The organism is Flavobacterium sp. 40-81 (assembly GCF_001898245.1).
GTDB classification, from domain to species: domain Bacteria; phylum Bacteroidota; class Bacteroidia; order Flavobacteriales; family Flavobacteriaceae; genus Flavobacterium; species Flavobacterium inviolabile.
This window is the reverse complement of the sequence record NZ_MKTM01000021.1, coordinates 120,591-133,477: the sequence shown is the minus strand read 5'-3', so window position 1 is coordinate 133,477 and position 12,887 is coordinate 120,591. Positions and strand designations below refer to the sequence as shown.

14 protein-coding genes are annotated in these 12,887 nt (G+C 35.8%); 7 read left to right on the top strand and 7 right to left on the bottom strand.

The annotated features are described in order from the left end of the window. Positions 1-319 precede the first annotated feature (319 nt). Positions 320-1,135 (bottom strand): LytTR family DNA-binding domain-containing protein, encoded by an 816-nt coding sequence (locus tag BGO42_RS07900; protein ID WP_273245220.1) that lies wholly within the window; start codon positions 1,133-1,135, stop codon positions 320-322. 77 nt (positions 1,136-1,212) lie between these two features. On the opposite strand from BGO42_RS07900, the gene BGO42_RS07895 reads away from it, so the two are divergent. Then, positions 1,213-1,590: a hypothetical protein gene (locus BGO42_RS07895; protein WP_273245218.1), complete on the top strand. Its 378-nt coding sequence runs from the start codon at positions 1,213-1,215 to the stop codon at positions 1,588-1,590. 201 nt (positions 1,591-1,791) lie between these two features. Here BGO42_RS07895 and BGO42_RS07890 read toward each other — a convergent pair whose 3' ends face one another. Continuing rightward, positions 1,792-2,073, bottom strand: a complete 282-nt coding sequence (locus BGO42_RS07890) for a hypothetical protein (protein WP_337955186.1) — start codon at positions 2,071-2,073, stop codon at positions 1,792-1,794. A gap of 210 nt (positions 2,074-2,283) precedes the next feature. On the opposite strand from BGO42_RS07890, the gene BGO42_RS07885 reads away from it, so the two are divergent. Then, positions 2,284-2,418 carry a hypothetical protein gene (locus tag BGO42_RS07885; protein ID WP_273245214.1) on the top strand — a complete coding sequence of 45 codons (135 nt, stop codon included), beginning with the start codon at positions 2,284-2,286 and terminating at the stop codon, positions 2,416-2,418. A 54-nt stretch (positions 2,419-2,472) separates the two neighbouring features. On the opposite strand, the gene BGO42_RS07880 is transcribed toward BGO42_RS07885, so the two are convergent. The 3 genes from BGO42_RS07880 to BGO42_RS07870 form a co-directional block, all read right to left on the bottom strand. Then, positions 2,473-4,533, bottom strand: a complete 2,061-nt coding sequence (locus BGO42_RS07880; RefSeq protein ID WP_273245212.1) for a hypothetical protein — start codon at positions 4,531-4,533, stop codon at positions 2,473-2,475. A 260-nt stretch (positions 4,534-4,793) separates the two neighbouring features. Beyond that, positions 4,794-5,225 carry a TraQ conjugal transfer family protein gene (locus tag BGO42_RS07875; RefSeq protein ID WP_273245210.1) on the bottom strand — a complete coding sequence of 144 codons (432 nt, stop codon included), beginning with the start codon at positions 5,223-5,225 and terminating at the stop codon, positions 4,794-4,796. Between the two features lie 16 nt (positions 5,226-5,241). Beyond that, positions 5,242-5,817, bottom strand: coding sequence for a conjugal transfer protein TraO (locus tag BGO42_RS07870; RefSeq protein WP_273245208.1), 576 nt, complete (start codon positions 5,815-5,817; stop codon positions 5,242-5,244). Positions 5,818-6,097: 280 nt separating this feature from the next. Between BGO42_RS07870 and BGO42_RS07865 the strand changes: the two genes are divergently transcribed. The 5 genes from BGO42_RS07865 (at position 6,098) to mobC (ending at position 11,482) form a co-directional block, all read left to right on the top strand. Next, a complete protein-coding gene (locus tag BGO42_RS07865) occupies positions 6,098-6,583 on the top strand; it encodes a P-loop NTPase fold protein (protein WP_273245206.1) in 486 nt (161 codons plus the stop codon). A gap of 95 nt (positions 6,584-6,678) precedes the next feature. Next, positions 6,679-7,584: a DUF8464 domain-containing protein gene (locus BGO42_RS07860; protein WP_273245204.1), complete on the top strand. Its 906-nt coding sequence runs from the start codon at positions 6,679-6,681 to the stop codon at positions 7,582-7,584. A 215-nt stretch (positions 7,585-7,799) separates the two neighbouring features. Continuing rightward, a complete protein-coding gene (locus BGO42_RS07855) occupies positions 7,800-8,183 on the top strand; it encodes a plasmid mobilization protein (RefSeq protein ID WP_273245202.1) in 384 nt (127 codons plus the stop codon). After that, complete coding sequence (locus tag BGO42_RS07850) at positions 8,171-9,478, top strand: relaxase/mobilization nuclease domain-containing protein (RefSeq protein WP_273245200.1); 1,308 nt, start codon at positions 8,171-8,173, stop codon at positions 9,476-9,478. The genes BGO42_RS07855 and BGO42_RS07850 overlap by 13 nt, the downstream gene beginning before the upstream one ends. 12 nt (positions 9,479-9,490) lie before the next feature. After that, positions 9,491-11,482 (top strand): conjugal transfer protein MobC, encoded by a 1,992-nt coding sequence (gene mobC / locus BGO42_RS07845; RefSeq protein ID WP_273245198.1) that lies wholly within the window; start codon positions 9,491-9,493, stop codon positions 11,480-11,482. Between the two features lie 11 nt (positions 11,483-11,493). Here the strand turns inward: mobC and BGO42_RS07840 are convergent, their stop codons facing one another. After that, a complete protein-coding gene (locus tag BGO42_RS07840; RefSeq protein ID WP_273245196.1) occupies positions 11,494-11,985 on the bottom strand; it encodes an OB-fold protein in 492 nt (163 codons plus the stop codon). Between the two features lie 157 nt (positions 11,986-12,142). After that, positions 12,143-12,781 (bottom strand): hypothetical protein, encoded by a 639-nt coding sequence (locus BGO42_RS07835; RefSeq protein ID WP_273245195.1) that lies wholly within the window; start codon positions 12,779-12,781, stop codon positions 12,143-12,145. Positions 12,782-12,887 lie beyond the last annotated feature (106 nt).

Here is a 12,887-nt window from a genome sequence, read left to right as displayed (position 1 = left end):
ATATTTAAACTAGATTGTAAACTGGCTATTCAAAAATAGCACTTTGGAAGTGGGCTATCTGCAAGACAGATAGTTTTAGGTTAGAAAGTAATAGTACGATATGGAATCCTTCAAATAGTAAGTGTTTCTCAAACAAGAAACACATTAACATATTGATAACTAATCAATTCAACGATGATAAAGATATAATCAAATTGCAATATAAAGCAAGAGTAAAACATCACAAAATGCACTAAAAACACCAAACTCTACCGAATCAGTACAAAATACCTACCGAAGCGTACACTTTTTTTACCGAAAAAATACCGAAGCGTACAAATTATAGCCCGAATTTCCTTTTGAATTCGGTAATATTATCCCTGGTTACGATAAAAAGTGTCGAATTTTGGTCTTCAAGATTGATTCCTTCTTTAAAAGTGAGTTCTAATGTGTGCCTTTTTTCACCATTTTTGAACGCCTTTATAATCTCAAGGTTAATAACTGTACTTCTATTTATTTGGCAAAATCCGTAGTCTGAGTACTTTTCTGCAAGAGTGGTCAGAGTATCAGTGATGGGATAAGAATTTCCCGATTTCAAATATGCGCGTACCTGCTTATTGGTACTGGAAAAGTACAAGACTTCATTTTTTATATCAATTGTGTATTCTTTACCTCTGTATTCAAGAGGCAGATACGCTGTACTTTCTTTTTCTTGTTTCAATTTGAGTGTTTGAGTACGATAGTATAACAATCCGTACAAGAGATTTAAGCTTAAAAGAAGAATACATACAGCCGGAAAATCAATAGAGTAGAACCCATTTTCGTAGATACTTTCACCTCTACTAGCAAAGTATATCTTGAAAAACCAAAAGTCTATCATAATAGGTAACATTAAACCCAATGCCGCTTGGAGGATAAATCGTATCACAAAATTATCATCCCACGTAACGCGCCTATCTAACCAAAGAGTCATTGAGTGAACAATCTGAACCAGGATAAAAGCGACTAAAGTACTAATCACAAAAACAGCATAAAACGCTAAGGAAGTTAGTGCATCAGTTAAATCCAATGGACGGTTGTAAAACAAAATAAATAGAGAAGCACATACAGAAATAACGACACGTGCGGCAAGTTTGAGGTAATGCGTAAACACCATAATAAATCATTTATAAAATTCCACAATTTTTAAAAAGCAGTAAAACACAATTAATTTTTCACTTATAATTAAATTTTATGACAAAACAACCAATGACGCCAACAGGCGTAGACGACAAAATCAAAGAACTCTATCTATTATCAAATGCCGCTTTGCAAACAGAAGCACTAGCTATTCAGGCAGACTTTAAAACGTGGATAAAAGACAATTTTATCCTTAGCACGAAACAAGAGGATTATCTTGATGATCTAAACACACAGACTTCAACTTATTTCGGATCACAATCATCTATCTGCTTTTCAAACAGATTACCAATTGAACTAATCTATCCAGCTCCACCAGTAGGTGAACACTCAAAATGGACAGGTTCATCAAACAATCTGGCGGTTAAATCAGATGGTAGTGCCAAACCAATAGCGACAGGCACCCTAACTTTTGAATTTAGCTATACTTAAGTATAGAAATATTTAAAATTACACCTCGACAAGAGCTAATATACGCCTTGTCGAGGTGCTCGTTATTTATTACGACGAATGTACTCTCGGTTGCAATTCAGAATAACCAAAAAAATAAAAATACGAAATTACACAAAGACTTTTCCCCGTATAAACCCCTGATTCTAAATAAAAAAAGGCTGAATAAATCAGCCTTTCGTTTTACTTGCCACTTAGTGACTTTAATTTCTCATTGAGATCATTCAAACCTGCTTTACTTAAGCAATCTTCGGAGAGGGATTTTAGCTCACTCAGGCTTTCTTCGGAAAGACTGCTCAGCAACCCTGTTTTATCATCAGCCTTCGCCGCAATTCCCAACTCAATTACCTGATTTAAAAGCAATACATTTTTCCTACTCATCTTTAGATCAATCTTTACCACTTCGCCCATCCCAGGGATGCTCAAAATCGTATCAAAAACTTTAGCCACATCATTCACATTCATAATCATTTACTTTTAATACGTTCAACAATAAATACAAATTTAAACCTTAAATCAATGCCAACCCTAAGCATAATTTGATGTGATGTGAAATTTTAGCCATAAAATCTAAAACTGATTTTTTACTGCAACTACTGCAAAAACCAGCTATATTCTCCTTCAGTCAAATTTATATTAGGTAATTTTGGACATATAACATCAAAATCTTAACCTATGAAAACTAAAAAAACAAACAATGAGGCTAATCAACCAAATGCAAACATTGGGACACCGGGAATTAACAAAGCTTACAAGGCAATGCTGGACAACAGAAGTCGTCAAATAAAGTTAAGTAAGCAGACCAAATAATTTCCCTTGTACTAAAAAAGGTAGGATTTCAATATATCTCCTACCTTTAAAAAATTAAATACTTTGACCTTTTTCTCTTTGCTTTTCAATGCTTAATTGGATAAATTCTGCCTTCTTTCTTTTTGTTGATGGTAAAGTAACCAACCAACGAAAACCTTTGACAACCTTGTCATCTTTTAAATAATACTTATCAAACATTCCAAATACAACTATTGCGATGATGCATATAGCAGAAATATAGTTTTTGAGGAAGGCATATTTACCTAGCCATGTTGTCCACTCATTACTAATATTTAAAAACCCATAAGCTACCGATATTAAAGCGAGAAGTACAACAAGCAAAAATAGTCCTCCACAATTTCTATTGGATTTAAAGTGGTTATTCCACTCCTTTTCCGCTATAGCTAAATAATCCTTTTCTTTTTCTTTAGCAAGTTCATTTTTACGCTGTTCTTCTTCTTTACGTTTGTACTCTAATAGCTCATTACTCTGTTCTGCAATGATTGTATCCTTACGTACATTCTCTTTCCTAACATAATCTCTTTCTCTTTTGACATTTTCAACAAAATTTTCGTCTGTTAAAAAGTAAAGAGTTTCATCGATATTGGTTTCATTAACGTACTCCGGTGCGTTAGTTTTAGACTTGAGTTCCAAATTTAGAAGAACAACCTCTTCTTCCGTAAGTCTTCCCTTCCTTAAATCATTTGTAATTCTCTGATATTCACGTGAAATACTATTATTGGTATAGGCACTGATAATTATCTTGGCCTTATTTATAAGATCGAAAGATTTTGGTACAGGAGCATTTGACTGTTTGAAACCTTTTTTTAGCTTGAACCAGAACCTTGAAACAACAAAATCGATGTCCTTTGCAAAAGCAGTATCAGAAGCTTGAAACTTAACTGCATTGTTATGTGCCAAGTATTTAGACACAGAGTTCTCAGTCAAGTAAATATCACTTATCTTCTCAAAAGGCAAATTATTTTTACCTCGTCTTTTATAGTTTATTTTACCAAAAATAGATAATTGCGCGATACAGAAATCTTCATCAAATGGCCGTCTATTTTTTTTTGCCTCTACACTTAGATCCGTAATAATTTTTTGATCTACAACATTATACATTTGGTGTTTTGTAGCATCAAAGTCGATATCTATTTCTTCAATTCCCAATGTTTTTAATTGTGTGTAGAAGTTTACTTGTTTTCTTTTTACATCACTTACTGAACGAGCGTCCCTAACGATATGCTCCATTGCATTTTTTGACGGATCAAGAGCGATTTTACCAGCTACGATTTGCTCAGCTTTATGAAACATACTGTTCACATAAATACTAGCTTCTGGTAGATAAAATAACCTAACTTTCTTATCTCTATTTTTTGATGTAGGTTTATTTCCCTGATTAATATCTCTTATTAAAGAGAATAAATCCATAAAAATCTCTTGAAACAATAAACCATTGTAACCAACAGCATGAAACAGATGCTCTGGGGCTAAGAAAATATCTAAATCTGTATCCCACTTACCAAGCTCATTCAAATCAGCAGTATAGGAAATTCCTTGGTATAGAATAATTCCTTCTCTTATAGAGTTTAAGTTACAAAGGAAGTCTGTATCATGTCCCTTACTAACCACAAAGGCTCCTATTAATTCAGAATACTCATCAGAATAGCCATTATCCATTGTAAAATGGCTAAAATTTTCAAAAATCTTGCCTTTTTGAACTGAACTTAAGACAACACCTTTTTTCTCAGCAATATACTTGTAGAGTTCACTAATAAGATTGTCGTTTAGCTCATTTACTTGATCTAATTCCTTTTCAATCTTATCAAAATTATCTTTCAATTCAGGGTTAAAAGTGTACGAATTAGCGATTTTAGTATATTTACCTTCAAAACGAATTCGAATAGTAGTTTTTATTACACCTTCCGGTATATCAAAATCGTAAACTTTTTTCAATAACTCTTTTATCTCATCAGATGTAAAAGTTATTTTACTTTCATAAATAATTGCTCCTCTAATAAACTCATAGAGTATATCATATACATTGTTATATCCATCGTGATCATAAAGATGTCTAAAGAGAGCAACGGATGCTAAAAGATTGTTGGTTTTCATTACTTGAGAATTTTAATTTAAACAGTACTCGTGGCAAATAAAGGGGCTATATTTAACACATTCGCATTATGTAATCACTAATGTATAAAAAAATAGAACTCCACTTATTATGGTGCTTTTTTTGTTAATAAATTGAATACTTATTAACAAAAAAAACACTATAAAAGCAATCTTTTTAGAATTAAACTCAAATATTGCGAAACAAAAAAGACCGCCTCATATTTTTTATAAGGCGGTTCCAATTATTAACTTTAATTTATTTAGCGTTTTACCTGGTCTACACTATCATCATTAAGCAGCTTAGCCCTGATCTTTTGTTGCTGACCGAAATTATCGACAATGGTTATATCAAATATATGTTCAGTGTCGGAATATGAGCGATAACTTAAAGTAAAGATGTCTTCCTTCAGGTCGAATGGCTGGTTAGGATTAATGAAATTTCCTTCCTGATCTGTTAGTTCTCCGGTTCCTTCTAAGGGGGTAAATATCAATTTATATTTTGTGCCAGTATAAATGCGTTCCCTAACAATTCTCAGTCTCACATCAACCGGGAAATACTTTTTAATCTTAAACGGTAAAGCACGCATTGTCAACGTAAACGGGAATTTACGTTGTATGTCCAATTCTTTTTTGTTACAACCTGTTGCAAACATTGTCACCAATAATACTAAACCTAAAATAAATGTTTTCATGTTCTAATCCTCCAACTTATCTGATTATTAATCTTGCTCCAATTCCTACCTGTCCGTTAAACTTATCAACGGCGTTCCACAACAGCCTTTCCCGTCCATTGACAAAAAGAATGAACTTATCTGAAGGGAAAAACTCAACTTCCAAACTTGCCGCTGCGCCATAAATAAATTTGTCTTTATTGAGCAGAATGGCACCATCATACAAATCCAGCTTACCCCAATTTAACCGTTCATATCCGGCGACCGCCGATCCACCTGCGGAAATAACAATATTCTGCCTGCAATCAAAGATTATCGGGAAATAATGCCCGGCCTCGGCAGTAAACTGGCCCAGCTTAATCGACTTATCCTGATAATCATAGCTCTTATGATAAAACTCACTCCCCATAACCCAACGGCTATCCTTTGAAGTATAGAGATTAACAGCAGCTCCAACATAAAAAGCGGGGTTCTGATCCTTGCCAAAGAAATAGCCATTTGCCAGCCCTCCCCGCAATTCAATTCCAATTTGTCCTTTTTCAAAGCGCTGCGAATAAGCAGCACCTGAAGCCAGCAGCACTGCCAGCATTGTGTAAATCATGTACTTTTTCATTGATTATTTATTTAAATTGTTAATACTATGGTTGATTAACATTGTTGTGGTCTGTTAAAATGATTGCGTTCCAGAAGCCGGAACTGGCTAAACCGGTTATCAGAAAGTACCAGATAGCCGCAGAAAAAAATACTGCTGTAAAACTTTTCTTTATCTCGCTCACTTTTATCATTTTCATTAAGCTTTTGCTGAAACAAAAATACCCAGCAGATTTAAATGTTTCCTAATCAAAATATGGTGTGGGTTAATCTTTAGGATGCAGAACTTAATTTAATTATTTTTGAAGGAAACAATTGAGCGCTCAACTATGACAGCAGACCATATCCAAGATATTTTTAACGATTACCTAAAGGCTGAAAACACGCAGTACGCAATAATGATAAATGGAAGCTGGGGAAGTGGTAAAACTCATTTCTGGAAGGAAAAGCTAGATCCACTTGTGCTTTGCAAAAAACTAAAACCAATTTATATATCTCTAAATGGCATTAGTAGGATTGAAGGGCTTGAGTATCAAATGCTCTTAGGGCTGACGCCGTACTTATCAAATAGCGAAAACAAGGTAATTAAATCTTCAACAAAGTTTATAGGTAATGCAGCGAACGCGGTAACCAAATTCTTTACCCGATCCAGTAGCTTTTCCGATATTTTTAAAGGCATGGTAATTGACAATCTAAATTATTCCGGCAAAATAATATGCTTCGATGATCTTGAAAGATACCAGATACCCATTGAAGAGGTATTAGGTTTTATCAATAACTCAAGATAGGCAACACCCCAATCATAATACAGCGAGGATAGGTTTTTACTAAACTACCTGTTTAACTTTGTTTCACTGATAAAGGTGAAAAGGAAGTGTGCAGTATGGAATTCAGAAAAACAAAACCATCCATTGCCGAGGCAAAGGAATTAGATATGGTGCAATACCTGTCTACATTAGGTCATGAACCTACAAAAATTAGAAACGATGATTACTGGTATCTATCACCACTAAGAGAAGAGCATACACCTTCTTTTAAAATCAATCGGCGGATTAATAAATGGTACGATCACGGCCTGGGTAGAGGAGGGAATCTGATTGATTTTGCAACCCAATATTTTCAATGTAGCGTCGCCGACTTTTTAGATAAACTAAGTACCGGTTTTTCTTTTCAACAGCAACCACAATTTGCCGGTAGAACTAAGTTAGAACCGGCAGCAAAAATCCTTATATTAAAAGATCTGGAACTCTCTTCAGAAGCTTTATTATCCTACTTAAAAAAAAGGCAGATTGACAGTGAAATAGCCAAACAATATTGTCGTGAAGTTCTCTTTTCTCTCGATAGCAAAACCTACTTCGGCATAGGTTTTAAAAACAGTTCCGGAGGCTGGGAAATCCGAAACAAATACTTCAAAACCAGCAGTTCGCCTAAAGATTATACGATTATCCAAAATGGCTCGGATCAGGTGATGGTATTTGAGGGTTTCTTTGATTTTCTAACTTTCAAAACGATCTCTAAAAATCATTACCAAACTGATCCGGACTTCCTGATTCTAAACTCTCTGTCCTTCTTTAAAAAATCGCTGATGAAAATACAGGAGTATAAATTTAAATACCTCTACCTGGATCGGGATACTGGCGGCACAAAAGCAACACAAGAAGCCCTCAGTACAGATGAGACCTTTATTGACAAAAGCCACACTTATAAAGGATACAAGGATCTTAACGAATGGCATACGCAAACTGCTAAAATTACCTTACATCGGAAAAACCATCGGAAAAAGCCCTAAATCCTTAAAGGCTGATATTAGCGATTTGTAGCTCCTTAAATGCATTTCAGCCACTTTAAACTTACAAGTGGCTATGCCAGTTTGCCTCGTTCCTGCAAACGGCCAGATGTCCGGTTGTATCACAACCGCCTCTTTTGATCTTATACTCGGAACTCGTAGATCAGGACAAAATAACGTAAAAATGAAGCTTGAACGATTAAAAATGATAAGTGAAGATGGAAAATCAAGCAAAAACAAAATGGTTGCATGTACGGCTATCAGAGGAAGAATATCGTACGGTAAATAAATATTTCGGCACTTCGACAAGCCGAAAATTAAGTCAGTATGTTCGCGACAAACTCCTAGAACGACCGATAGTAAAAGCTTATAGGGATAAATCAAATGATGATTTAATGGCTGAATTAATACCGATTCGAATGGAGTTAAACCGCATCGGTAACAACTACAATCAGGCGGTAAAAAAACTTCACACGCTTAAAACTATTGGAGAGTTTAAAGCCTGGATCATGCAGCATGATATCGAGAAACATACCCTGTTTAACAAGATCGAGGAGATAAAAAGCCTGATCCAAAAGTATGCGGAAAGATGGTTGCAATAATCAAAACAGGTCATTCCATTCATCGTATTTTCAATTACAATGAGAACAAAGTTAAAGAGGGAGTCGCCCTATGTATTGGTGAAGGAAATTATCCGGTTGACGTTGAAAATTTAACATTCTCGATGAAACTCAACCGTTTGTTGAAACAGGCAGAATTAAACACAAACTGTAAGCGTAACAGTGTACATATCTCCTTAAATTTTGATCCGTCAGAAACAAACTTATCACAAGAAAAAATGATGGAAATTGCCCATGAATATATGGATCGGATTGGATTTGGAAATCAACCGTATTTGGTGTATCAACACTATGATGCCGGACATCCTCACATTCATTTGGTATCGGTAAAAGTAAGGCAAGATGGTAGCCGTATTGATATGCAGAATATTGGTAAGAACCAATCTGAGGAAGCCCGTAAAGCCATTGAAAAAAAATTCAATTTGGTTGTAGCTGAAGGTAGAAATAACAACCGAAATAATAAACTGGAAGCAATCCCTCTAGGCAAAGTGAATTATGGAAAAATACAGTCAAAAAAAGCAATCGCTAATGTATTAAATCAAATCCTTACGAATTACAACTTTACAAGCTTAAAAGAACTTAATGCTGTTCTCAGCCAATATAATGTTTTAGCCGATAGAGGTACTGAAAACTCAAGAGTGTTTAAAGCAAATGGTATGGTGTATAGAATCTTGGACGAAGCCGGTAATCCGACAGGTGTACCGATTAAAGCAAGTGATTTTTATAACAGACCGACAATGAAAATTCTGGAACAAAAATTCCAGGAGAATGCTAAAAGCCGAAAACCTTTCAAGAGCAGAATAAAGAACGTTACGGATAAGATACTGATGAACTCTCGTATCTCAATTGATGAGTTCATAAATCTAATGGCAAAACAGGGAATCGCTATCGTAAAGCGAACAAGTGAAGACGGCAGGCTATATGGTATTACTTATGTAGATCATACTTCCAAATGTGTTTTCAATGGCAGTGAACTCGGAAAAGATTACAGTGCAAAAGCAATTCTCGAACGCTGTACCGCAAAAGATAATAAGCCAACGGAACAGATCCTTACAAAAGAATCGGAAACCGAAATCCCAACGGATCGAAATGCAGCTCCACTTACACAACACGTACCGGACACAAATGCTGTATCCGATACTTCAGTACCGGCCGAGAAAGGATTAATTGACACATTACTTGAAGTAGAGAACACCTTGGATTTTATTCCAAACCAATTAAAAAGAAAGAAAAGAAGAAGAAAACGCAGGAGACGGGATAACAATAATAACTTATAAAAATTAAAAGCTATGGCACACCAGACAGGAGAGAATGAACAGGCGCTGAGGAAGATTCTGGATATGACACGGTTAATTAGTATCGTAATACTGGCAATACACTTTTATTACGCATGTTATACCGCGTTCAAAAATTGGGAATTGGTAAGCCCCTTTTCGGACAAAATACTAAGCAATATCATTAAAACCGGATTGCTCACTGATTTCAATAAACCCAAATTAATCGCTTTAGGATTTTTAATTATTTCCTTGATCGGAGCGCGGGGTAAAAAGGACCAAAAGCTCAATCATAAAATAGCGTTTACCTATATCGTTTGTGGGCTGCTGATTTATTTTATCAGCTACTTTTCACTATTTATAGGCACAGATATTACGATCGTAGCGGTAGTATATATATTATTAACTGCGATTGGCTATTTGTTGATTCTTTCAGGAGGGACTTTGCTTTCCAGGATTATTAAAAGCAGCTTTAATAACAATGATATTTTCAATTCGGAGGCTGAAACTTTCCCACAGGAAGAGCGCCTCCTCGAAAACGAACTATCGATTAATCTACCTGCTCGGTACAGGCTCAAAAACAAATTTAGGGACTCGTGGATAAATATTATCTCGCCTGTCCGCGCGACGATTGTGTCAGGCTCCCCTGGTGCCGGAAAATCGGCATTTGTGATCCGACACTTTATCACGCAAGCATTAGCTAAGTCCGATCCTTATACACTTTTTGTTTATGATTTTAAATTTCCTGATCTATCGCTCATCGCCTACAATCACTGGCTAAAAAACAAACACCGGTACAAGGGCAAACCAGAATGTATTTTTATAAACTTTGATGATCTGTCTCGCTCGCATCGAGGTAATGTTTTCGATCCTTTAGGAATGACCGATATTACGGATGCTACTGAAAGTGCAAGAACAATATTGCTCGGATTAAATCGCGAGTGGCAGAAAAAAACGGGTGAGTTTTTTGTCGAAAGTGCCATCAACTTTGTAACCGCGGTCATTTGGTTTCTACGGAAGTATCAGGACGGGCTATTCTGCACCCTTCCGCACGTTATCGAATTAATTCAATTGCCCTATGATGCCCTGTTCACACTGCTCCGTACAGAAAAAGAAATAGAAGTGCTGATCAATCCTTTTGTCAACGCCTATCTGAACGATGTAATGGAACAATTGGAGGGACAGATCGCCAGTGCAAAGATTGCCTTGGCTAGGTTGGCATCGCCCCAGCTTTACTATGTGCTATCCGGAAATGACTTCAGTATCGATCTTAACAATCCTGAGAACCCAAAGGTCATTTGCATGGGAAATAATCCGCAAAAAATCCAAACTTACGGTGCTGTCCTTTCGCTCTACGTCAATCGTATGCTAAAAGTTGTAAACCAGAAGAACAAACTGAAAAGTATGCTGGTGTTTGACGAATTTCCAACTCTGACTACCGACATAATTCCAACAATCGTAACCGGCAGGTCTAACCTGATTTCCGTATGCCTGGGAATACAGGATGCAAGTCAGCTAAGAAAAGATTATGGCAGGGAACAGGCTGATGTGATAACCAACACTGTAGGGAACATCATTTCAGGACAGGTAACTGGCGATAGTGCCAAACAGCTATCCGAACGAATCGGAAAGATTATGCAGGATAGGGAGAGTCTCTCGATCAACAGCGGTGATACATCGATAAGCAAAAGCAAACAATTGGATTATGCTGTACCCGCTTCAAAAATTGCAGCACTTAGTTCTGGGCAATTTGTCGGAATGGTCGCTGATACGCCAAGTCAGAAGATAGAACTCAAAGCCTTTCACTGCGAAATCCAAAACGATTTTGAAGCGATACAGAAAGAGGAAAAAGCATATCAGGATATACCTCTTATCAGGCAGGTCAATACAAACATGGTTCAGCAAAACTATTTACACATTAAGGAAGACGTACAGGACATTGTTAATGCAGAGTTTGAAAGGTTGTTGAATGATCCAGCCTTAGTGCACTTAATTATTAGAAAATGAATTCTAAATATTTAATTACATTCAATTAATTCTGATTCCGAAATTATGATGCTGTCAAAAACAACTCCTTTAAAAGTACCTTTTATGCTAACTTCCTGTCCTGGTTGCAAATTTGAAAACCCTTTTGGTGGGGATATATCAAAGTAACACCCAACGTTTGTCACTTCATCAAACCTTAATTCAATAAATGAAAAATTCGCTATATCTCTATCTTTACGTAAAACTGTTCCATAAATGAGTACGCTTTTATTTTCAAAAACACTTGACTTGATGGATTTATCTTTAAAAATAAGGTTCATCACTCGTGGAGTCAATACGAATTCAATATCGTTATGAGTTGCAATATAGGATACTGCATCTGCATCTGTGTGAATACAGTTACCTTTTGAAGCTTGTAACACAACCCCGTCTTCTAACACAATTCGTATTCCAAATACAGCAAAAACACAAATTAATATCGTTGCAGAAACTACAAGTACTACATCTCTAACTTCATTTTTCATAATCATTATCGTTTTTTTAAAAGCGGAACCAATTTCTTGGTTCCGCAAAAAAGTAATAGAGTGTGGGTAAGTTTAAAAAAATCCGGTCAGAAGCCCCCTTCAAAAACCGGATATATCAGTCATTGGCAGAGGAATAGGTAACCTCCAATTACGGCTCCTATATTTCTGTTCCTTTCCAATGTATGGCATCCTTCAGACATTCAATAGGAAACGGTTGATGTTCAATATCTGCACTTCCAACAACTTTTATTCGAGCAATTTTTGTATTGAAAACCAGTTCTCCTACGTAAGCTTGCAAAAACGAATAGACACCGCGTTGAATTATATTCTCATTATTTTTATCATAATCTGAATACACAATTGTATAGACATTTTCACTACTTTTTCTCGTACTGGTCTGATAAAAACTTATTGTGTCTTTATTGAAATGAAATCCTGCAATTTCCAGTGCAGACTTCTCAATATCAAGTGCAGGCTGGAAAGCAGTAAACTTCCATTGTTCTAACGCCGGTGCACTATCTACCAAGCCCTCAATAAATGAAGCATTATTAATAATATCATCAGCCGTAAAGATCAGCTCGATTATCCCTTCATCCTCATCGTTAAGTAGAAAGAATGCCTCCGAGTTAAGTTGATTTAATACCGGAGAGAGCAAATCAAAAAAGCATTCCTCAATGCGTACTTGTTCTCTCACTATTTTTAAGAACCTCCGTTCTTTTCTTTGGAACCAAGTCCAAAATTCATCTACAGTGTTTATAGTTGGTTTTGTTCTAAAAATGCGCGTAATAAAATCCATATTAATTTGAAAAAATTGACAAAAATATTCCTGAAAGTTCTATTGCTGAACTTCCGGCAAACAATCTTTAAGCAAAAATTTGGGGCTTTTAAAGCTTAATTTTTTT